At 68.6% G+C, this 21,388-nt stretch carries 18 protein-coding genes; 4 read left to right on the plus strand and 14 right to left on the minus strand.

Going from position 1 to position 21,388, the window contains the following annotated elements; genetic code table 11:
• From CGQ25_RS09965 to rfbB, 12 genes are all read right to left on the minus strand, one after another.
• A complete protein-coding gene (locus CGQ25_RS09965) occupies positions 1–1,197 on the minus strand; it encodes a substrate-binding domain-containing protein (RefSeq protein WP_208709295.1) in 1,197 nt (398 codons plus the stop codon).
• A 337-nt stretch (positions 1,198–1,534) separates the two neighbouring features.
• Positions 1,535–2,656, minus strand: coding sequence for a peptide chain release factor 2 (prfB, locus tag CGQ25_RS09970; RefSeq protein ID WP_208709297.1), 1,122 nt, complete (start codon positions 2,654–2,656; stop codon positions 1,535–1,537).
• A 37-nt stretch (positions 2,657–2,693) separates the two neighbouring features.
• On the minus strand, positions 2,694–3,146 hold the full coding sequence (locus CGQ25_RS09975; protein WP_208709299.1) for a pilus assembly protein TadG-related protein: 453 nt from the start codon (positions 3,144–3,146) through the stop codon (positions 2,694–2,696).
• Between the two features lie 20 nt (positions 3,147–3,166).
• Positions 3,167–3,658, minus strand: a complete 492-nt coding sequence (locus CGQ25_RS09980) for a hypothetical protein (RefSeq protein WP_208709301.1) — start codon at positions 3,656–3,658, stop codon at positions 3,167–3,169.
• A complete protein-coding gene (locus CGQ25_RS09985; protein WP_208709303.1) occupies positions 3,642–4,049 on the minus strand; it encodes a TadE/TadG family type IV pilus assembly protein in 408 nt (135 codons plus the stop codon). The genes CGQ25_RS09980 and CGQ25_RS09985 overlap by 17 nt, the downstream gene beginning before the upstream one ends.
• 3 nt (positions 4,050–4,052) lie before the next feature.
• Positions 4,053–4,268, minus strand: a complete 216-nt coding sequence (locus CGQ25_RS09990; protein WP_255405236.1) for a hypothetical protein — start codon at positions 4,266–4,268, stop codon at positions 4,053–4,055.
• Positions 4,269–4,340: 72 nt separating this feature from the next.
• On the minus strand, positions 4,341–5,108 hold the full coding sequence (locus CGQ25_RS09995) for a type II secretion system F family protein (RefSeq protein WP_369802214.1): 768 nt from the start codon (positions 5,106–5,108) through the stop codon (positions 4,341–4,343).
• Positions 5,109–5,278: 170 nt separating this feature from the next.
• Positions 5,279–6,133 carry a type II secretion system F family protein gene (locus CGQ25_RS10000; RefSeq protein ID WP_208709307.1) on the minus strand — a complete coding sequence of 285 codons (855 nt, stop codon included), beginning with the start codon at positions 6,131–6,133 and terminating at the stop codon, positions 5,279–5,281.
• A complete protein-coding gene (locus CGQ25_RS10005; protein ID WP_208709309.1) occupies positions 6,133–7,359 on the minus strand; it encodes a CpaF family protein in 1,227 nt (408 codons plus the stop codon). Before CGQ25_RS10005 ends, CGQ25_RS10000 begins: the two co-directional genes overlap by 1 nt.
• 132 nt (positions 7,360–7,491) lie before the next feature.
• On the minus strand, positions 7,492–8,385 hold the full coding sequence (galU, locus tag CGQ25_RS10010) for a UTP--glucose-1-phosphate uridylyltransferase GalU (protein WP_208709311.1): 894 nt from the start codon (positions 8,383–8,385) through the stop codon (positions 7,492–7,494).
• Between the two features lie 55 nt (positions 8,386–8,440).
• Positions 8,441–9,853, minus strand: a complete 1,413-nt coding sequence (locus tag CGQ25_RS10015) for a bifunctional dTDP-4-dehydrorhamnose 3,5-epimerase family protein/NAD(P)-dependent oxidoreductase (RefSeq protein ID WP_208709313.1) — start codon at positions 9,851–9,853, stop codon at positions 8,441–8,443.
• 29 nt (positions 9,854–9,882) lie between these two features.
• Positions 9,883–10,878: a dTDP-glucose 4,6-dehydratase gene (rfbB, locus tag CGQ25_RS10020; protein ID WP_208709315.1), complete on the minus strand. Its 996-nt coding sequence runs from the start codon at positions 10,876–10,878 to the stop codon at positions 9,883–9,885.
• 53 nt (positions 10,879–10,931) lie between these two features.
• Here rfbB and rfbA point away from each other — a divergent pair, with 53 nt between their 5' ends.
• The 3 genes from rfbA (at position 10,932) to CGQ25_RS10035 (ending at position 16,323) form a co-directional block, all read left to right on the plus strand.
• Positions 10,932–11,801, plus strand: a complete 870-nt coding sequence (gene rfbA / locus CGQ25_RS10025; RefSeq protein ID WP_208709317.1) for a glucose-1-phosphate thymidylyltransferase RfbA — start codon at positions 10,932–10,934, stop codon at positions 11,799–11,801.
• 166 nt (positions 11,802–11,967) lie between these two features.
• Positions 11,968–14,772, plus strand: a complete 2,805-nt coding sequence (locus tag CGQ25_RS10030; protein WP_255405237.1) for a GH25 family lysozyme — start codon at positions 11,968–11,970, stop codon at positions 14,770–14,772.
• Between the two features lie 207 nt (positions 14,773–14,979).
• Complete coding sequence (locus CGQ25_RS10035) at positions 14,980–16,323, plus strand: hypothetical protein (protein WP_208709319.1); 1,344 nt, start codon at positions 14,980–14,982, stop codon at positions 16,321–16,323.
• A gap of 86 nt (positions 16,324–16,409) precedes the next feature.
• Here CGQ25_RS10035 and CGQ25_RS10040 read toward each other — a convergent pair whose 3' ends face one another.
• On the minus strand, positions 16,410–16,877 hold the full coding sequence (locus CGQ25_RS10040) for a hypothetical protein (protein ID WP_208709321.1): 468 nt from the start codon (positions 16,875–16,877) through the stop codon (positions 16,410–16,412).
• Positions 16,878–17,013: 136 nt separating this feature from the next.
• Positions 17,014–17,820, minus strand: a complete 807-nt coding sequence (locus CGQ25_RS10045; RefSeq protein ID WP_208709322.1) for a hypothetical protein — start codon at positions 17,818–17,820, stop codon at positions 17,014–17,016.
• A gap of 240 nt (positions 17,821–18,060) precedes the next feature.
• Between CGQ25_RS10045 and CGQ25_RS18635 the strand changes: the two genes are divergently transcribed.
• A partial coding sequence (locus CGQ25_RS18635; protein WP_208709325.1) for a chitobiase/beta-hexosaminidase C-terminal domain-containing protein occupies positions 18,061–21,388 on the plus strand: 3,328 nt, incomplete at its 3' end.

Genomic DNA, 21,388 nt, shown 5'->3' on the forward strand with positions numbered 1-21,388 from the left:
CTAGCTCTTCTTCTCGGCCGGGGCGACCTGGTCCGCAGGGACCGTCTTGACGAGTTCGGGCGTCCAGGCGCCGTCCTTCTGGACGAGCTTGGCCTGGTACATAGGCTGCATCAGGACGTGGTCCGAGGCGCGGACGCTCTCCTTGCCCTTGGGACCGTCGAACTCGTAGCCCTCGAGCCCCTTGACCATGTCGTCCACCGACGCACCGGACTTGACGGCCTGGACGATCATCTGCCCTGCGACGAACCCGTCCGGGGTGAAGAGGTCCACCTTCTTGCCTGCGGCCTCGACGTCCTTGACCATCTCCTGCTCGACAGCATTGTTGCCGCCCGCGCCCTTGAAGTAGTGGCTGAGGAAGCTGATCTTGCTGCTCGCGGCACCGTAGGCGGAGTAGGTCGAGGTGTCGCCGAGGCCGGTGACGACGGGCGCGGCGTCGAAGACGCCCTGCTGGGTGAGCGCCTGCCACATCGCGCCGCTCGTGGCGCCGGCCCAGGCGACAAAGGTCATCGCGGGCTTGGCGTCGATGATCTGGCGCGCGAACGGCGTGAACTCGGTGGCATCCTCGGGAACGAGGACCTGCTCCACCGTGGCGCCCTTGGCGCCGAGCACGGCCTTGACCGCTGCGACGTTGCCCTGGCCGAAGGCATTGTTCTGCGCGAAGACCAGGACCTTCTTGCCCTGGAGGCTCTCCACGAAGGTACCGGCCGTCGCGACGTCCTGGAGCGACTGGCGGCCCGAGCGGAAGGTGTACTTGTTGATGCCCTGGAGCGCGTCCGTCGCGGCGGGGCCGGAGATGTAGAGGACCTTGTTCTGCGCGGCCTGCTCGGCGAGCTTGAGCGCGACGCCCGAGACCACGGTGCCCGCGAGGATCTTGTAGTCCTTGCCGATGAGGTCCTTGGCCAGCGCCACGGCCTTGTCCGGGTCACCCGCGTCGTCCTGGTAGGTCAGGTTCAGGGTGGCGTTGCCGACCTTGCCGGTCCCGCCGGTTGCGTACTTGATCCCGGCCTGGAGGCCCTCGTAGTAGGCCTCGCCGTAGGCAGCGAGGGGTCCGGTCTTCGAGTAGACGATGCCCACGTTGACCGTCCGGGCCGCATCGGAGGAGCCGCCCGAGGCGCTGGACGAGCTGGGCGCGCATCCGGTCGCGGCGAGGCCGGCGGCGAGGGTGGCCGCAAGGAGGAACTTCTTTGTTGCCTTCACGGGAGTGCCTTTCGCAGAAGCTGCAGGAGTGCGGAACGAGCAAACATGAAAGGTGATTCAGGTTACGGAAAACCTACGACGCCGCCGCGCTGCCGTCAAGGCTCCGCCACCCTCCGCCGAGGTCACCCCGTGTGGGCCCGAGGTCACCCCGTGTGGGCCCGAGGTCACTCCCTGTGGGCCCGACGTCACCCCGTGTGGGCCCGAGGTCACCCCTTGTGGGCCCGAGGTCACCCCTTGCACTCCGTGTCCACCGCCGAAACCGCGACGCACTGTGCCACAAAGGACGCAAGAAAGCCCGGCGCCTCACAAGAGGAGCCGGGCTTTCTACGCAGCGGGATCAGCTTTCGGCAGCGCCCTGGCGCTGACCGGCACGCCAGCGGATCCCGGCGTCGATGAAACCGTCGATGTCGCCGTCGAGCACCGCCGCCGTGTTTCCAACCTCGTGTTCCGTCCGCAAGTCCTTGACCATCTGGTAAGGGTTCAGGACGTATGACCGCATCTGATCGCCCCACGATGCCTTGACGTCGCCTGCGAGGGCCTTCTTCTGTGCGTCTTCCTGCTCCTTCTTCAGCAGGAGGAGGCGGGACTGGAGGACGCGCAGCGCAGCGGCGCGGTTCTGGATCTGCGACTTCTCGTTCTGCATCGACACGACGATGCCCGTCGGGATGTGCGTCAGGCGGACGGCGGAGTCAGTCGTGTTGACGGACTGGCCACCGGGGCCCGAGGAGCGGAAGACATCCACGCGGATCTCGTTGTCCGGGATCTCGATGTGGTCCGTCTGCTCGATGAGCGGAATCACCTCGACCGCTGCGAAGGACGTCTGGCGGCGGCCCTGGTTGTCGAACGGGCTGATGCGAACCAACCGGTGCGTGCCTGCCTCGACGGAGAGCGTGCCGTAGGCGAACGGCGCATTGACCTCGAAGGTCGCCGACTTGAGGCCGGCCTCCTCCGCGTACGAGGTATCCATGACCTTCGTCGGGTAGCCGCGGCGTTCGGCCCAGCGGAGGTACATGCGCATGAGCATCTCGGCGAAGTCTGCGGCATCGACGCCACCAGCCCCCGCGCGGATCGTCACCACGGCATCCCGCTCGTCGTAGTCGCCGTTCAAGAGCGTCACGACCTCGAGTTCTTCAAGAGCCTTCCTGATCGAGCCGAGTTCCCTGCCGGCCTCTGCGAGCGAGTCTGGATCGCCCTCCTCTTGGGCAAGCTCGACGAGCACCTCAAGGTCGTCGATGCGCTCTCCGAGCTTCTCGACACGCTCGAGCTCCGACTGACGGTGAGACAGCCGAGAGGTCACCTGCTGGGCCTTCGACGGGTCGTCCCAGAGGTCCGGGGCCCCAGCCGCCTCGCTTAGCTCCGCGATCTCGGCACGCAGAGACTCGACGTCGGTCACCTGCTCAATGGAGTCGTGGGTGGCGCGAAGCGCGCGGATCTCTGCGGGGAAGTCGATCTCAGCCATAACCATCCAAGGTTACGCCATGAGCAGCGGCCACCGGTCAGCGCACGAGCCGGGCACGGGCGCTGGCGGTGGCCTTGATCGGCACCCCGTGAGGCAAGAGGATGCCGGCCATCGGCACCTTCGCCATCGCGGTCAGGCTGACCGTGGCCGTGCGGCCGTCCGGCGTGCCGGTCGCTGCATCGACCGCCAGCCCCTCGAACCTCGCGGCCGCGCCGTCGCGAGCGAGGTAAGTGGCGACGACGCCACGCACCTTCTCCGGCGCGAGCGCAGCCGCTGGCGGCCGGTCTCCCGAGGCGGTGTCCGCGAGGGTGAAGCTGTCGGCGGCGGCTGCCGCGGCGCCGTCGGCCGCCGAGAGCAGCTTCCGGTGCTCGATGTGCACCGCGGAGACTCCCATCACCGTGGCTGCGACCAGCAGGCACAGGACGGTGAAGCCGATGATCAGGACGGTGAGCTGGCCCGACTCGTCCCCGCAGCTCCGGACCCGGCGCACGACGGCGCCCGCTAGCCTCTTCAGCGGAACCTCCCCACGATCTGGGTCGCCGACGCCTCGATACGGCCGATTGTCAGGCCGAAGCCTGAGCTGACCGGACTGAACGGCAGCGGTACCTCGACGTGGACCGTCGCCTGGACTGCGGCGCCAGCCTGAAGGCAGGGGCTGCGATCGCAGGCGAGTACGAGCCGGGCGCTGTGCTCGGCGAGCCCGAAGTCGGACATCGCCACGCGCACCGCCGACTCCGCCGCAGTCCGTGCCGCCGCCTCATCCGCCGCCTGGGCGAAGGACTTGGCGGCATGGTCGGCGGCGCCTGTCGCAGCGAATGAGGCGCCTTGGAGCGCGGCGACCGTCAGCACGAAATAGACGACGGGCACGAGCAGGACCAGCCCGAGGAAGACGAATTCGACGACGGCGCTTCCGCCCTCTCCAGCGGCTGGCCCTCTGAGCCGATCGAGAAGGGCAGCCCACGGCCCAGCTTTCTGGGCCGGGCCATCACTGAAGCGGGGCATGGCCGGAGACCTTCAGGTGCCCCACCGGGCCGATGAGTCCGACGACCGGCATCGGGGCGACCACCCGGACCTCCAACGAGCGCACCCCGGCCGAAACGGCGTGGCCCACGCTGATGTCCCCGGCATAGTCGGCACCGACGGCCCCGGTGATGAGTTCGCCGGCCCGGGTGCGCGCGTCCTGGGGCGTCCTGTCTGCGAGGGTGCCATACCGCGCGCCGGAGGCGGCAGCATCGACGAGGACGTTGCGCACGTGGAGGACCAGCGTGAGCTGGACCACCGCAAGCGCAAGGACCGTCAGAAGGCCGCCGACCATCACGAAGTCGGCAGCCGCAGAGCCCTCATCAGAACCCCAGGGCGCCTGCCATGGGCGGCGCGAGCGGGGAGAGCGCATGGCCTACTTGCTCACCTTGCTGATGGCCTGGTTGAAGAGACCTTCGAGGGCAGGACCCGCCACGGCGAGCAGCCCCATCACAAGGACGGCAGACATCAGGGTGATCATGACCCAGCCCGGGACGTCGCCTCGCTCGCGGTCGTCGCCCTCGGAGACCCTTCTCCAGAGCGCCTCCGGAAGATTCGCGAGCCGAATCCCTGCACGGGTGAGCGTGTTCATGGTGTTTCCCTTTCCCCAATAGGTGCGGCGCCGGGGGCGGTTCCCCGGATTCGGTGTCTCCCATAGCGGTGGTCAGAAGCCAAGCGTGATCGCGGCCACGCCCGGATACACGGCGAAGACGACGGTGAGCGGCAGGACACCGAAGACCAGCGGGACCATCATCCCGATCTCCTTCTTCCCAGCGGCCTCCATCAGTTCTCTCTTGGCAAGGTCGCGGACATCCTGGGCCTGCGCCCGCAGGACATCCGACAGGGGTGTCCCGCGTTCGATGGCCACGATCAGCCCGTCCACGAACCTCGTGATGGGCGCTAGGTCGACCCGGTCCGCCATGGCCTGCAGTGCCTCGACGAGCGGCGCTCCAGAGCGGGCGTGGGCGAGGACTTTCTCAAACTCGCCGGCGAGGTCGCCCTTGGAGACACGGGCCGTCCTGTCCAGAGCCCCTGCAGCCGTCTCACCCGCGCCGACGGCGAGCGCCATCATGTCGGCGACCGAGGGGAACTCACCCAGGATCCGCTGCTTGCGCCGCGCGATGGCCGCACCGAGGAGGTAATCCCGCGCCATGAACCCGGCGACGGTCGCTGCCACGACCATGAGCAGCGCGAAGACTGCCGTGGTACGGCCGCTGAGAGCCGCGGCCGCCGCGCCGAGAGCCGCCACAGCGAACGACCCTCCGGCACAGAGCAGCTGCTCGGCGCGAAAGTCCACCGCCGACTTGTTGCTCCCCGCTTGGGCGAGCCGCCGCGCGAGCGTGGCATTGCCCAGATTCAGCCTGGACAGGGCGCCCACAGCGTCATCCAAGAGCGGGCGGATGATGTGTTCGAGGGGTCCGAAGGGGGTCACGCTGGCAGGCTCGCCATGCAGTAGCCTCGATCCTCGGTCGACGGAGCGCAGCTGCGGAGCAACCCGCTGCGTGAACGTGGCGCGGCGCATGAGCGGGAGTCGGACAAAGGCGATCCACAGCCCCACGCCCAGAAGTGATCCTGTGAGAACGGCCGCAGCCGTGATGCCGCTCATCGCAGGACCCGCTCTTCCCGGGGAAGCGCCCCGATGCGCAGCATCAGGCGATAGCAGACGACGGAAACGCCGAGTCCGACCGCCAGCACGAGGAACCCGCTCGGCGCCGCGTAGGCCGCCATCGCCTCAGGTCGTGTCGACATGAGCAGCAGCACGATCCACGGGGCAGCGACGGCCAGGCGCGCGGCATTGACCGTCCAGGACTGCCGCGCCTCGAGCTCGCTGCGGGTGCGCGCGCTCTCGCGCAGGAATTCCGCGAGGGTGCCAAGCAGGCGTCCCAGGTCCGATCCGCCGACTTCACGAGTCAGCCGCAGAGCCTCGACGATGCGGTCCGCGACTGGGTCGGAGAGTCGCTCCTTGAGGCGGTCGAGTGACAGGCCGAAGCTTCCGCTCGAGCGGTAGTCCGCCGCGAACTCGAGGAACTCTCCGCGAAGCGGCTCCGGCCCCTTGTAGCCGAGCTGCATGAGGGATTCAGGCAGTGACAGACCCGCGCGGATCGCCGACCGAATGTGGTCGACGACGTCGGGCCAGAGCTCGCGGAGGACGGCGGTGCGCCGTTTGGCCTGCCAGCTCACCAGCCCGACAGGCAGAGCGCCCGCGAACAGGCCGAAGCAGAGCGCGACCGGGACGGCCCCGGTAACGACGAAGAACAGCAAGCCGACGAACGCGCCGAGTCCGAGGCTCGAAGCGACGAGTCCGGTGGGAGTGACCCTGTGGATTCCGGCTTGGGCGATCAGGACGTCAAGCCGGCCAGGCTCCTGCTTGCGGACCCTGCGCTCTGGTCTGGGCCAGAAGGACCACCACGCGAGGAACAGCCCCGCGCCCCCGGCCAATCCGAGCACCGCGGCCATCAGGCGCTCTCCAGAAGGTCCAGCACGTCGATCCCGGCCCGGGAGAACTTCTCCACCGAGAGAAGGCCGGTGGGCCGGGGCCGCAGGACGCCGTCGCCGTCGAGGGCGAACACCGACGATGTCTCGATGACACCGTTCTCCACGCGCTGCCCGAGGGACAGAATCTCGGTGACTTGCCGACGCCCATTGGGATGACGGCTGCAGTGGACGACGAGGTCGATGCACGCGGCCACGGTGGGCACGACGAAGCTGGACGAGATGTTGGCCCCAGCCAGCAGCGGGAGCGTGCACAGCTTGGTGACGGCGTCCTGGGCGGAGTTCGCGTGGACAGTGCACATGCCCGGAAGCCCACTGTTCAATGCGATGAGCATGTCGAGGGCCTCCGCCTCGCGCACCTCTCCCACGACCAGTCGGTCGGGCCGCATGCGGAGCGCCTCCTTGACCAGACGTCGCAGCGGGATCTCGCCGGTTCCCTCGAGGTTCGGCTGACGGCACTGCAGCCCCACCACATCGCGCAGCGGGAACTGGAGCTCGAAGATCTCCTCGACCGTGATCACCCGTTCACGGGATCCAATAGACGCACCGAGGCAGTTGAGCATCGTGGTCTTGCCGGCCTGGGTCGCACCGGAGACGAGGATGTTCAGACCGCCCGCCACCGCCGCGGCGAGGAACCGCGCGGCCTGAGGGGTGAGGGATCCCAGTTCGACGAGGTGCTCGAGGCGGCTCGCCTTCACAATGAACTTGCGGATGTTCACGGCCCAGTGCCGACGGGTCACATCGGGTATCACCACGTGCAGGCGAGAACCGTCCGGGAGGGCGGCATCGACGAACGGGCTGGAGAGATCGAGCCTGCGCCCGGAGGACTTGAGCATGCGCTCGACGAGGTCGCGGACCTGCTGCTCGCTGAGAGTTACGCTCGTCAGTTCGGACTCACCGTTGCGGGCTGCGTACACCTCGTGCGGAGCGTTGAGCCAGATTTCCTCAATGGTCGGATCGTCCAGCAGGGGCTGGAGGGGCCCGAAGCCGGCGACGGCGTCGAGAAGGCTCTTGCGGGCAGCCTCAAGGGAGCCAAGGGGAGGGACCACGCCCAGCAGAGCTCGCTCGTCGTAGTCCACGACGGCGGCATCGACCAGCCGCCGTACGTCACCCGACGAGCCGAGCGGATCGATGCCCCTGAGCCTGATCAGCTCGCGGACCTCTCCCTCGACGATGCGCAGTGCGTCCACAGTTCCCCCCACGGTGTGTCGCCCTGCCGGGACCCCCTCCCGGCAGCAAGGCTCACACTAACTGCTTTTGCAAACACCCGCTGAACAAGACGCCTACCTGTGGAAAACTCCCCGATTGAACCGCTGACGCGCCTACAGCGCCGCTGCGAAGTCCTTGAGCCACGGCCGCAGCCCGGCGAGATCCTCGCGCTCGACGGCGAGGGTCACCACCGCCTTGAGGTAGGAGAGCTTGTCCCCCGTGTCGTAGCGGCGCCCCCGGAACACCACTGCGTGGACGCCGCCGCCTTCGCCCTCGTCGGCGGCAAGGACCTCGAGCGCATCGGTGAGCTGTATCTCGCCGCCGCGACCGGGCTGCGTCTGCTCGAGTACGTCGAACACGGCCGGGTGCAGCACGTAACGGCCGATCACCGCGAGGTTCGACGGCGCCTCCTCGACGGCGGGCTTCTCCACGAGCCTGTTGACGCGGACATAGTCCTCGCCGTCCACTGATTCGACGTCCGCGCACCCGTAGGACGAGATCTGCTCCGGGTCGACCTCCATGAGGGCGATCACCGATCCGCCGGTGGCCTGCTGGACCCGGATCATCTCGCCGAGCAGCTCATCGCGGGAGTCGATGAGGTCGTCGCCGAGCAGGACGGCGAAGGGCTCGTCACCCACATGCCGCTTGGCGCATAGGACGGCATGGCCCAAGCCCTTTGGATCACCCTGACGCACGTAGTGGATGTCACCGAGCGTGTTCGACTCCTGGACAGCTGCGAGGCGCCTGGTGTCGCCCTTGGCCTCGAGCACGGCCTCAAGCGTCGGGACGCGGTCGAAGTGGTCCTCGAGCGCCCGCTTGCTGCGGCCCGTGATCATGAGGACGTTGTCGAGCCCGGCCTTGGCCGCCTCCGCGACGACGTACTGGATGGCGGGCTCGTCGACGACGGGCAGCATCTCCTTCGGCATCGCCTTCGTCGCCGGGAGGAAGCGGGTGCCGAGGCCTGCAGCAGGAATGACGGCCTTGGTGATACGTGAAGTCTGAGGCATGGGCGTAGCTTACGGGACGAACCGAAACGGAAGACGCTCGGTGACGTCCTCGCGCTCAAGGCCCGATCGGATAGGTGCGGAGTCGGTCTTCCCAGCGGTGGGGGGTGAAACCGGTGGATTCGATCCTGTGCAGGTCCAGGGTGGAGTTCAGCGGCCGTGGGGCGGTGTGGGGCCTGTCGGCGAAGTAGGCGGCGGTCGTGGTGCGCTGGATGTCCCCGGGGTGGCGTCCGACGACGGCGAACACTTCCGCGGCGACGTCGGCCCAGCTCGCGGTCTCCCCCGAGCAGCTGAGGTTGTAGGTCCCGTACGGAGCGCCGGTCTCGAGCAGGTGCCGGATCCCGGCGGCGAGGTCCTCGGTGAAGGTGGGTCGGCCCATCTGGTCATCGACGACGGCCGGGCTCACTCCCTGGGATGCGAGGCGGGCCATGGTGCGCACGAAGTTGTTCCCGTCCCCGATCACCCACGAGGTGCGCACGGTGTAGTGCCGCGGGACGGCGGCCACGGCGGCGTCCCCGGCGGCCTTGGACTGCCCGTACACCCCCAGCGGGGAGAACGGCTCGTCCTCGTGGTGGACACGCAAGGTGCCGTCGAAGACGTAGTCGCTGGAGACGTTGACCAGGGTGATGCGGTGCTCGGCCGCGACCCGGGCCAGCTTCGCCACCGCGCCGGCGTTGACCGCCCACGCCTCCCGGCGCCCCTCGGGGGTCTCGGCCGCATCGACGGCGGTGTAGGCGGCGGCGTTGACGACCGCCCCGTACTGCGACCAGTCCCGCGAGGCGAACGAGTCCGGGTCGGCGAGGTCGAACTCGGAGCGCGCGGCGAACTCCACCGCCCCGGGAGGGGCGCCGTCGTACGCCTCCCGCAGGGCCCTGCCCAGCTGGCCTCCGGCGCCGAGCACGAGGACCGTCTTCGGCCGCATCGGGGCGACCTGGGCCAGGCGGGGGTGGGCGCGGTCCTTCTCCGACAGCTCCGCGTGCTCGAGCGGGATCGGCCACGGGATGGCCACGGTCTCGTCGGCCAGGTTCAGGAACGTGTACTCCCCCTGGGCCTCGGCGGACCAGTGGTCGTTGACCAGATAGGTGTAGGCCGTGCCGTCCTGGAGGGTCTGGAACGCGTTGCCCACCCCGCGCGGGACGAACACCGCCCTGGACGGGTCCAGCTCGGCCGTGGCAACCGCCCCGAACGTGGGGCCCTCGCGCAGGTCCACCCACGCGCCGAAGATCCGGCCCGTGGCGACCGAGACGTACTTGTCCCACGGCTCCGCGTGGATGCCCCGGGTCGTGCCGGCGGTCGCGTTGAAGGAGACGTTGTTCTGCACCGGGGCGAAGTCCGGCAGCCCCAGGCCGGTCATCTTCTGACGCTGCCAGTTCTCCTTGAACCAGCCCCGGCTGTCCCCGTGCACGGGCAGGTCCAGCAGCAGCAGCCCCGGGATGGCCGTCGCGTGCACGGCCAGCGGCCTGGAGAACACGAAGCCCTCCCCGCCCCGCCCCGGCGCGCTCACTGCCCCAGCTCCGCGTACCGGGCCTCGGTGGCGGCCTTCTGCGGGCGCCACCAGGCCTCGTTCTCCCGGTACCACCGGATCGTGGCGCCCAGGCCCGCCGCGAAGTCCCGGTAGGCCGGTTCCCAGCCGAGCTCGGTGCGCAGCTTCGTGGAGTCGATCGCGTAGCGCAGGTCGTGCCCGGCCCGGTCGGCGACCAGGTCGTACGCGTCCGGCGCCTGGCCCATCAGCTCCAGGACCAGCTCCACCACCGTCCTGTTGTCCCGCTCCCCGTCCGCGCCGATCAGGTACGTCTGCCCGATCCTGCCGCGCTCGAGGATGGCCAGCACCGCCGAGGAGTGGTCCTCGGCGTGGATCCAGTCCCGCACGTTCCTGCCCTTCCCGTACACCCTCGGCCGGACACCGTCGATCACGTTGGTGATCTGGCGCGGGATGAACTTCTCCACATGCTGGTACGGGCCGTAGTTGTTCGAGCAGTTGCTGATCGTCGCCGCGAGCCCGAACGAGCGCACCCACGCCCGCACCAGCAGGTCCGAACCGGCCTTCGTCGCCGAGTACGGGCTCGAGGGGTTGTACGGGGTGGACTCGGTGAACCGTGCCGGGTCGTCCAGCTCCAGGTCCCCGTACACCTCGTCGGTGGAGATGTGGTGGAACCGCGTCCCGTGCCGGCGCGCGGCCTCGATCAGCGTGTAGGTGCCGATGATGTTCGTCTCCAGGAACGGGCGCGGGTCCCGCAGCGAATTGTCGTTGTGGCTCTCCGCCGCGTAATGCACCACCGCATCCGCCCCCGCCACCAGGGAATCCACCAGTGCGGCGTCCGCAATGTCCCCCCGCACGAACCGGAACCGCTCCGCCTCCAGCCCCTCCAACGACGCCAGATTCCCCGCATATGTCAACTTGTCCACGACGGTCACATGATGCCCCGTATGCCGCAGCACGTAGTGGACGAAATTGGCGCCGATGAAGCCTGCGCCGCCCGTCACGAGCAGTTCCATAAGGCTGAATCTAACTGTTGGGAACCGAACGTGTAACCGGAATGATGATTTCCATGAAGGGAATCATCCTGGCAGGGGGCACCGGGTCGCGACTCCACCCCATCACCCTGGGCGTGAGCAAGCAGCTCGTGCCCGTCTACGACAAGCCCATGGTCTACTACCCGCTCTCCACCCTGCTGCTGGCGGGCATCAGGGACATCCTGGTCATCACCACCCCCATGGACGCCCCGTTCTTCCAACGGCTCCTGGGCGACGGGTCCCACTTCGGGATCTCCATCAGCTACGTCGTCCAGCCCTCCCCCGACGGCCTGGCCCAGGCCTTCATCCTCGGCGCCGAGCACATCGGCACCGACACCGTCGCCCTGGTCCTCGGGGACAACATCTTCTACGGCCCCGGGCTGGGCACCCAGCTGCGCCGCCACCACGACATCGACGGCGCCTCCGTCTTCGGCTACTGGGTCAAGGACCCCAGCGCCTACGGCGTCGTCGAATTCGACGACGCCGGGCGCGCGGTCTCCATCGAGGAGAAGCCCGCCCAGCCCAAGAGCAACTACGCCATCCCCGGCCTGTACTTCTACGACAACGACGTCGTCGCCATCGCCAAGGACCTCAAGCCCTCCGCCCGCGGCGAGCTCGAGATCACCGACATCAACCGCACCTACCTCGACGCCGGCAGGCTCCACGTCGAAGTCCTCCCCCGCGGCACCGCGTGGCTGGACACCGGCACCTTCAGCGACCTCAACGACGCCTCCAACTTCATCCGCACGGTCGAAAACCGCCAAGGACTCAAGATCGGCGCGCCCGAGGAAATCGCCTGGCGCCAAGGCTTCCTCGACGACGAATCCCTCCGGAAAGCCGCACAGCCCCTCGTCAAAAGCGGCTACGGACGCTATCTTCTCGGACTGCTCAACGAAGAACACTAATCTCGTCAGTATCTTTGGACCCATTAGTCACACCTGAAACAACAGTGTTATCGTGACGGTGCCATTGCTGCCCCCGTTGGCTCGGGACGTGCCAGATTGACGGGGGCAGTCCGCAAGGCCGTATTGAGTGGGGGGATCAGCGGCCGTAGCCCTTGGACGGTCCAGCATGAGCAGAGCAGCCCACCGGCATCAGAAGCACCGACACATCACCCGGCTCGCGAAGGGCGCGGCAGTCGCCGTCGTCACCGTGGCCGCTGCTGTGGCCGTGCCCGCCGCAACCCTCCACGGAGGCACGGGCGCATCCACCAGCGCGCTCGAGAACCCAGGCCCACTCGCGCAAGCTGCGGCCGCACCGGCCAGCGCCGTTGCGCCCGTGGCCCTCGACACGAGCCGATCGGCCGCATCCCAGCCACAGGCCCCCGCCCCATCCCCGTCCGGCCGCCCCGCCGCACCGGCGACGGCGCCCAGCCCGGCGCCGTCGTCCACCAAGGTCGGGAGCGGGGACACGGCTCAGCCGGCACCGCCGGACGACAAGACCATGGCCCAGCTCGCCACCCAGATGGGGCGCGCCGGGTCCGCCATGGGCCAGGGCCTCAAGCGCATCAATGCGGGGAAGTCGCCCACCACCTCGGTTCCGCAGACCGCGGCGACCGCGCTCAACCCGTCCGCCCTTCCGGATCCCGCACCCCGCGTGTCTGGCGACCCGACTGCTGTCACGCCGCAGTCGACGAGCGTCATCCCTCTCCAGACAGGCGGCCAGGCGGGCGCCACGGTGCAGATGGCGAACAATACCTGGACGCCTCCCGGGGTCCAGGGCATGGATGTCAGTGCCTGGCAGTCCTCAGCCTCCGGGGGCCAAGACGTCGACTGGCAGCAGCAGTGGAATCTCGGCGCCCGCTTCGCCTATGTCAAGGCGACCGAAGGCACCACCTACGTGAGCGACGCGTTCAGCTCCCAGTACCTCGGCAGCGCCGATGCCGGCATGGTGCGCGGCGCGTACCACTTCGCGCTCCCCAGCGTCTCGAGCGGCGCGACTCAGGCGAACTACTTCGTCAGGAATGGCGGAGGCTGGTCGCCGGACGGCATCACGATGCCCCCGCTTCTGGACATCGAGTACAACCCGTACAGCTCCCTCGGCAACGTCTGCTACAACATGAGCGCGGCGCAGATGGTGGCGTGGATTCAGGACTTCTCCGCGACCCTCAAATCCCTCGTGGGCCGGGTACCCGCGATCTACACCACCACGGACTGGTGGAGCAGATGCACCGGCAACAGTGCCGCCTTCTCCGACAACCCCCTCCACATTGCCGCGTACAACAACGTGGGCCCCGGGACCCTCCCCGCCAGCTGGTCGTTCTACTCGATCTGGCAGTACAACAGCCAGGGCCCCTTCGCCGGCGACTCGAACCAGTGGAACGGCAGCTTCAACGCCCTGAAGCTGTTCGCCCGGGGCGACACCGCGGCGGCCAACGCCTCCATTGCGACGGCCGGGGATCTCGTCATGATCGACTCCTCCGGGAACCTCGTGGACTATCCCGCCGACGGGCAGGGAGGCCTCATCCAGACCGCGCGCCGCATCGGCTCGGGCTGGAGCGGCGCCAAGGCGGTCTACGTCGTCGACTGGAACCAGGACGGGGTCTTCGACCTCCTCGGGCAATGGGGCGATGGCACTCTCCGGATGTACCCGGGGGCCGCGGGTGGCGGATTCGGCTCCCCCACCACAGTCGGCACCGGATGGCAGGACATCTCCGTCACCGTAGGGTGGTGGAATGCGAGGGACGGTTATCCGTCAATCCTCGCCAAGGATGCCCAGGGACGACTGTTCTACTACTCGAACACCTCCGGAGGGTACCTCGGCGGCGGCCAGCAGGTGGGGTCGGGATTCGGCACCCAGAAGATCTCCATGATCGACTTCGATGGCGACGGCGCGCAGGACCTGCTCTCGCGCGCATCTGACGGCACGATGTACCTGTACGCAGGCAATGGCCAGGGCGGCTTCACAACCGGACAGGGACAGGCCATTGGCAGCGGATGGAATCGCATGGCGTCCGTCGCGTCCTCGTGGGGATTCGTGGGTGCAAGCAGCCTTGGCCTCGTCGCGAAGGATACCGTCGGGGACATCTACTACTACCCGGCGTCGAATGGGTCGTGGGGAGCACCGTCGAAGATCGGCTCGGGCTGGCAGAATGCGACGCTCGGAGGAGCGCCGCTTGATCCCACGCCCCCCACCGTGATCCGGCCTTCGGACCTTCTCGGCGCCACGGGCACGGGAGTGCTCAATCGGTACCCTGCCCCGGGCAACGGAACGCTCGCGGCTCCCGTCGCGGTCGGGTCCGGCTGGTCGAGCGTCACGCAAGGGTTCGTCGCCGACTGGAACGGCGACGGCTTCCAGGACCTCGTCGGACTGTGGCCGGACGGCCGGATTATGGTCTACTTCGGGCAGGCCGACGGCACATTCAGCGCGGCCACGGTCATCGGCACCGGCTGGGATGGGTGGACGCTCACCGTGGGCCGCTGGAAGGCAACCGACGCGCTGCCCTCCATCGTCGCCAAGGCGCCCGATGGCACCCTCCAGTACATTGCCAACGTCGGCGGGAAATCGCTTGCTGCGCCGGTCACCATCGGCTGGGGCTGGCAGGGCCTGTCGCTGACACAGATCGACTTCGACGGCGACGGCAACTCGGACATCCTCGCCCGCACCACGGCTGGTGAGGTGCGCCTCTACCGCTCAGACGGCACCGGTGCCTTCATCAACGAGACCCGCCGCACCGTCGGGACCGGCTGGCAGATCTTCGACGCCGTCGTGGGCAGCTCGGGCTTCACCGGCGCTGGCACGAAGGGGCTCTTCGCCCGCACCACCGACGGCGCCCTGCGCTACTACCCCATCACTGCGGGTGGCGCGTGGGGCACGACGGCGGTCGTCGGCACCGGGTGGAACGGCGCCAACCTCTTCGCACCAGCAGCGAAATAGCAGTGTGCGGCGGAACGACGCCGCACACCTGCCCTGAGTGGGGCGCCGCGGGCACGCGGCGCCCCACTCTTCGTTTCAGAGGGCCACAATTCACCGTCGGCGTGTTCTAATGAAGGAGGTCTCAGACACAGTGGTGCCGACGGGGGGCTCCGGAGCCAATGGGGCGGCTCTTCCTTCGCTGGCAGCAGTGACCCGAGGAGAGCGCTCATGGCGTTCACTGTGGCGACGGCGGCTGTCAACATCACGCCCACGCTGAGTTCCAACCCCTACATGGCCGGCTACGGCACTGCGGACGGCGGACGCCTCGCGACGAGCAGCACGCCTTTCGAGCCGCTGTGGGCCCGTGCGGTGGTGATCCGTGAGAACGGCAGCCCCCAGATGATCCTGAGCGTCGACGTCCTCGCGATCCCCCGCTCCATGCACCAGCGCATCCGCACCCGACTGCTGGCTCTGGCCTCGTGGTCGACGTCCGACATCCTGCTGCAGGCCACCCACACGCACAACGGGCCCACGCTCGTCGACACGCTGCAGCCCTTCTCCAGCTACGGCATCAGCGAAATGGACCAGATCCGCGACTACTCGTCCTGGCTCGAGGACCGGATCGTCGAGGCCGCGCAGGACGCGCTCAACGCCGGGCAGACCAACGTGACCCTGGACTACCAGGTCATCCAGCAGACCTGGTCGGTGAACCGCGTGGGCCTGAAGTACGTCGAGACCGATGTGCCCGTACTGGTCTGCCGGCGCCCCAACGGCACACCCGAGGCGATCATCTTCGGCTACGGCTCGCACCCCGTCGCCGCGGGCGACCGCTCCCTCTTCGACGGCGACTACCCCGCCGGGGCCTGCAACTACATTGAGAACCGCTCCGACGCCTTCGCGCTCTTCCTCATCGGACCCGCCGGAGACCAGAATCCCTCAGGATCCCCGAGCTGGACCCTGCGCGACCAATGGGGCGACTCGCTGGGCTCCGCCGTCCTCAACGCCGCCCAGAGCGCCGGCCGCGCCCTCACCGGCCCGATCAACACCCAGTACCAGGAAGTCAGCCTGCCTCTGGACATCGACACCTCGGCCGGGAATCTGGCCGCGCTCCGCAATGCCTATGCGGGACGCCTGCCCAACCCGAGCGGCTTCCCGGCCTACTACGTGCGCCACGCGCAGATGATGATGGCCAGGATCGACTCCGGCAATGTCGCCACCAGCGTCCCCTCCCCCTTCCAGGTCTGGACCATCGGCGGCGGCACCCCGCTGCGGATGGCCTTCGTCGGCGGGGAGATGGTCAGCGGCTACGCCGTCTACTTCCGGTCCAAGTACGGCGGATCGGCCGGGATCTGGATCGGCGGCTACGCCAACGAGTCCTGCTGCTACATCCCGACCAACGAGTACTTCTCCCCGTACATGACCGCCGGCAGCTACGAAGGCGGCTGGGACACCGACGCCCCCGGCATCGCCGGCGGCTCCATGACCGTCTACGGCCACATCGCCCACTTCCGCGCCGGCACCAACGGCGTCGAATCCACCCTCATCAACGCCCTCACCGCCATGCTCGGCTGACACTCCGGCAGGAAGAAGGGCCGGCGGCCTTCTGGACCGTCGGCCCTTCTCGCGTGCAGCCAGCCGCGGGAGACCAGCTGCCCGGGCTACGCGGGGGCGCCGGCGTCGATCCAGCGCTTCATGATGGCGGCCTGCGGAGCCTGAGGGGCCAGGACGAGCACGCCCTGGACGACCGGGGAGCCGACTCTGCGGATCCCGGCCTCGACCGTGCGCTGGTCCAGTCGGGTCGCCGCGGTGACGATGTCCAGGCAGATCTGCTCGCGGCTGCCCTTGGCCCCGGCGGCGATGGCGGCGTCCACGGCCGCGTTCTCCTCCGCGGTGAGGGCCTGGGGCCGGGGGCCGACGTACTTGGCCTTGCAGGAGGCCACCTGCAGGTAGCGGCTGTTGGACCACAGCTCTTCCAGGCTCGTCAGCTCCGGGAGGCTGGTGCCGTCGTAGAGCGTCGCGGCGAACAGGTACCGCGTGGGCCGTTCCGGCTTCTCCTTCGCGGTATTCGTGGGCGTCTTGCGGGCCGTCGGCACGGCCGGCGCGGCCTGCGCCCCGACCGCCGCCACAGCGGCAACCCCTACTCCGACTCCGATCGCAAACAGCTGGATAGCACGACGCCTAGGGATCTCCACGAACGCCCCCGATGTTCGGATGCTCCCCAGCAACGCATACAACGGCCGCGTGGGCCGGGCGGCCCCGCCCTTACATCTTCCTCCAGATCCCGCAATTGTCACTACTGAAGCTGCTGCCCCGGTCCAGAGTCACCGTGGACGCCTCGGCAGCACCGCCGGAGGCCACCTGCGCCCCGGCGCCTGAGGTCACGGCCCAGCGGCACGACTCGGCGGGATTCACCGCAGCGTAGTCGCCGGCAGCGATTTCGGGTCCGACGGTGTGCGCCCCGTCGCCGAAGCGTTCGCCTGACGCCCACGCGTGGATGATCTTCCCTTGGGGGGCATCGGGGCAGAGGGTGGCTGCGGCGCGCAGCATGTCCCTGCTGGCCGCGGCAAAGCCCTCGGGTCCTGTTTCGTCCGGGATGCGCGTGCAGAGGCGCATGGCTTCGAGAACCGCGTCGAGCGCGGCGTCCCCCGTCGCCTGCCCGTGCAGGGCGGTGTCCACCACGGCAGTCTCGTCGCCTTGGGGTTCGTACGGCCGGCTCCCCTGATAGGCCACGGTGCATTCCTTGATGCGGACGTAGTTGGTGCTGGCCCAGACCTCTTCGAGGCTGTACCGCGAGATATCGGGCGCGTTGTCCACGTGGCTGCAGGTGATGAGGAAGCGCAGGTCCTCTGCTGCGAGCGTAGTGCCCCTGGCCGAGGAAGGGCGCGTGGCGCTGGCGGAAGACGACGGCGAGGGGCTCGCGGACGACGTCGTGCTCGCCGCGCCGCCGGGAGCCGAGCCGGAGCTGCAGCCTCCGAGAACCAAGGCGATCACGGCCAAGAGCGGCGCCGCCGCAAGGATGTGGCCCCTGGAGGCGCGGTGGCGAGGGACGGCAGGCGTGGCAGGTGGCATGTTCCCCCTTCCGAGGCGGACGTCGCGGCGGCCCCGTTCCAGCCAGCGGTCCCTGTCCATATCGTCTCGACTCCGCCGTTCGGGGGTCAAGGCAGCCATGGGCTCGGAATAGGCACAGATCGGAACCTGCGGCCACGTCGGGTCTTCAGGCCCTGTGCGCAGAGCGCTGCGAGGGTGCAAGATGGTCCCTATGGGCCCAGAGGGTCCAATATGGGGCATGCGGGGCTGGGGAGCATCCGGATGAAACGGGGGACACTCGTGCTCGTCGGCTTCTCACGGCTCGTCGGCAATGCGATGAGACCGGGCACGCTCAGGAAGTCCAGCGCTGGCATCGTCGCTCTGACGCTCGCCGCCACCATGGCCGTGGGAGTCGCCACGGCAGTCCCGGCAAGCGCGGACCAGCCGAAACAGACGTTCGTCACCGGCCTGACACAGGCCGCCGGCACGATCATCGACCCCGTCGGCCGCGTATGGGTGGCCGACCGCAAGGCCGGTTTCTGCAGGATCCAGGAGCCCACCGGAACGACACCCGGCAGGATCGACCATCCCCTCACCTCCACCGACACGACGGCGCCCACGTGTCTCGGCGGCACCCTCGACAAGGCCGGCCCGGGCCCTCTGGTCCCCGGCGCACCTGCCTTCTTCGATCCGGACGGGCAGCCGGGCAGCGGCGACGAGCTCGTCTTCATCCCGGACCAGACGCCGGGCGGCTCGCAGGTCATCCGGGCGAAGTGGAACCCGTCGACGCAGAAATTCGACTATGCGAACACCCTGCAGATCTTCGACGGCGACCTGCGCCCGAACGCCGCGAGCCTCGGCGCCGACAAGAACATCTACCTCAGCTTCGAGCGCACGCGGGTGATCGCGCGCCTGACCTACCCCGAGATCCAGCACCCGAGCCTCGAGAGCATCGCCTCAGCCTCCGGCGCGGTCACCGGCATCGCAGCGGCCGGACTCTCGGGGGGGCGGAACATCGTCTACGTCGCCGAGGCCAGCGGGATCACGCGCTTCACGGCGCCCCCCGACGAGACCCTCGCGAACATCACCCCGACCGCAGCGTTCAGCGTGCCGAAGGCTGGCGCGCTCATGTTCGACAGCTCCTCGAACACCCTCTACGCAGGGACCTCGATCGGCACCACCTCCGCCGACGCCGGCAAGGACTCGGTCATCAAGGTCAGCCTCGCGAACAGCACCGTCGACACCCAGTGGGCACTGGGCTACTCGAAGGTGACGGGCCTCGGCGTGCTCGGCGGCAAGGTGCTCGTCATGGACGACGCCGGGCTGCTGTCCTCGCCCCCGCCGTCGGGCAAGGGCGTCATGTACCGCCTCTCCGGCGGGGTCGTGAGCATCACCGGCGGCCCGACGCTGGCCAATGGGCAGGCGGCACCAGACCCGGCCTTCACGAACGACTCGACGCCGACCTTCACCGTTTCCGCCACGCCGGCGGCCTCGATGCAGTGTGCGATCACCCCTTCGGGGAGCTCGAACCCCGTCTGGACCGACTGCACCTCCGGCACCTACACGCCGTCCACTCCACTGGCCGACGGCGCGTACACCTTCCAGGTCAGCGCGACCGGCGGCGGCAGCGCCGCGAGCCGCGACTTCACGGTGGACACCCAGGCGCCGGCGGCGCCGACCATCACGAGCCCGACGTCGACGACGCCGGTGAATGGAAGCCCGACCTTCTCCGCCACGGCCGAGACCGGCGCGACCTTCGTGTGCGCGATCGACACGACCGCTGACGCGAGCTTCACTCCGTGCACACCGGGCAGCCAGCTCTCCTTCACGACTGAGGGCCAGCACACCCTCTACGTGAAGGCCGTGGACAAGGCCACGAACCGCAGCACCGCTGCCTCCGTGGTCGTGCAGGTGGACCTGACCGCACCGCAGCTCTCCATCACCTCACCGACGGATGGCTCCACGGTCACGGTCTCCCAGAACGTGGACGTGGTCTTCTCCTCGACCTCGACGGATGTCGACCGGTTCCTGTGCCGCATGGACACCCAGGCCTTCACAGCCTGCACCTCGCCGAAGACGTTCACCAACGTCACGGCGGGACAGCACCGGTTCGAGGTGCAGGCCATCGACAAGGCGGGCAACTCGACGACCACCGGCGTGACCGTCACGGTGAACATCGTCGACACCACGCCGCCTACCGTCACGGCGAGCCCGGCGGCGGGGACGTACGGGCCCTCGCAGTCGATCACACTCTCGGCCAACGAGCCGGCGACGATCTACTACACGACCGACAACAGCACTCCCACCACCTCGAGCGCGCAGTACTCCGGGCCCATCCCGATGGCGACCATGACCCTGAAGTTCTTCGGCGTCGACAGCTCGAAGAATGCGTCGGCCGTACAGAGCGTCGCCTACGTGCTCGACAACACGGCGCCGACGGTGACCGCGTCTCCGGCGCCCGGCACGTATCCCTCGGGCCAGCAGATCACCCTGAACAGCTCCGAGGCGGGGTCGATCTACTACACGGTCGACGGCTCAACGCCCACCACGTCGAGCACGAAGTACACGGGCCCGATCACCCTCAATGGTCCGCTGACCATCAAGGCGATCGCGGTGGACGCCTACGGCAACACATCGGCCCCGGCCAGCTTCGCGTACCAGGTCCCCGACACCACGGCGCCCGTGGTCAGCGCCTCCCCTGCCGGCGGCCAGTACGCCTCGGGGACGAAGATCTCGCTGAACTCCAATGAGACGAACACGACGATCTACTACACCACCGACGGCAGCACCCCGACCACGTCGAGCACGAAGTACAGCGCGCAGCTCACGCTCACGGCTGCGATGACGCTGAAGTTCTTCGGCGTCGACGCTGCGGGCAATGCCTCGGGTGTCGTGACCGAGACCTACACGGTGACGCCCGCGGTGGTTCCGTGGAAGGACTACACCAAGGACGGCAAGAACGACGTCGTGGCGATCGACTCCAGCGCCAACGGCTACATCTACCCAGGCAACGGCACAGGCGGCTGGCTCACCCGCATCAGCTCCGGAACCTGGACCGGCCTGTCCCTGACCACCGCCACCCGCGACCTCGATGGCGACGGGATCAGCGACCTCGTCGCCCGCGACACCAACGGCACCCTCTGGCTCTACCCCGGCAACGGCACCGGCGGCTGGAAGGCACGCACCCAGCTCGCCACCGGCCTGGGCACCGCCAACCTCATCACCGCCCCCGGAGACTTCACCGGCGACGGCAAGAGCGACCTCCTCATCCGCGACACCACCGGCGCCCTCTGGCTCTACCCCGGCACCGGCACCGGCACCCTCGGCACCCGCACCCAGGTCGGCTGGGGCTGGGACACCATGAACGCCATCACCAGCACCGGGGACTTCAACGGCGACGGCAAGAGCGACGTCCTCGCCCGCGACGCCAACGGCGCCCTCTGGCTCTACCCCGGCACCGGCACCGGAGGCTTCGGCACCCGCACCCAGGTCGGCTCCGGCTGGGGCGTCATGAACGCCATCCTCGGCATCGGCGACTTCAACGGCGACGGCAAGAACGACATCCTCGCCCGCGACACCGCCTCCGGAGGCCTCTACCTCTACCCCGGCA

It is taken from the genome of Sinomonas sp. R1AF57 (assembly GCF_002224485.1).
GTDB classification, from domain to species: Bacteria; Actinomycetota; Actinomycetes; order Actinomycetales; family Micrococcaceae; genus Sinomonas; species Sinomonas flava.

Bases quoted from the DNA above. Each gene is read 5' to 3' on its own strand.
- rfbA (WP_208709317.1), top strand. From the start codon at position 10,932: ATGAAGGGAATCATCCTGGCAGGGGGCACCGGGTCGCGACTCCACCCC.
- CGQ25_RS09985 (WP_208709303.1), bottom strand. From the start codon at position 4,049: ATGCGCTCTCCCCGCTCGCGCCGCCCATGGCAGGCGCCCTGGGGTTCT.
- CGQ25_RS09990 (WP_255405236.1), bottom strand. From the start codon at position 4,268: ATGAACACGCTCACCCGTGCAGGGATTCGGCTCGCGAATCTTCCGGAG.
- CGQ25_RS10000 (WP_208709307.1), bottom strand. From the start codon at position 6,133: ATGGCCGCGGTGCTCGGATTGGCCGGGGGCGCGGGGCTGTTCCTCGCG.
- CGQ25_RS10035 (WP_208709319.1), top strand. From the start codon at position 14,980: ATGGCGTTCACTGTGGCGACGGCGGCTGTCAACATCACGCCCACGCTG.
- prfB (WP_208709297.1), bottom strand. From the start codon at position 2,656: ATGGCTGAGATCGACTTCCCCGCAGAGATCCGCGCGCTTCGCGCCACC.
- CGQ25_RS10045 (WP_208709322.1), bottom strand. From the start codon at position 17,820: ATGCCACCTGCCACGCCTGCCGTCCCTCGCCACCGCGCCTCCAGGGGC.
- galU (WP_208709311.1), bottom strand. From the start codon at position 8,385: ATGCCTCAGACTTCACGTATCACCAAGGCCGTCATTCCTGCTGCAGGC.
- CGQ25_RS09980 (WP_208709301.1), bottom strand. From the start codon at position 3,658: ATGCCCCGCTTCAGTGATGGCCCGGCCCAGAAAGCTGGGCCGTGGGCT.
- rfbB (WP_208709315.1), bottom strand. From the start codon at position 10,878: ATGGAACTGCTCGTGACGGGCGGCGCAGGCTTCATCGGCGCCAATTTC.
- CGQ25_RS10030 (WP_255405237.1), top strand. From the start codon at position 11,968: ATGAGCAGAGCAGCCCACCGGCATCAGAAGCACCGACACATCACCCGG.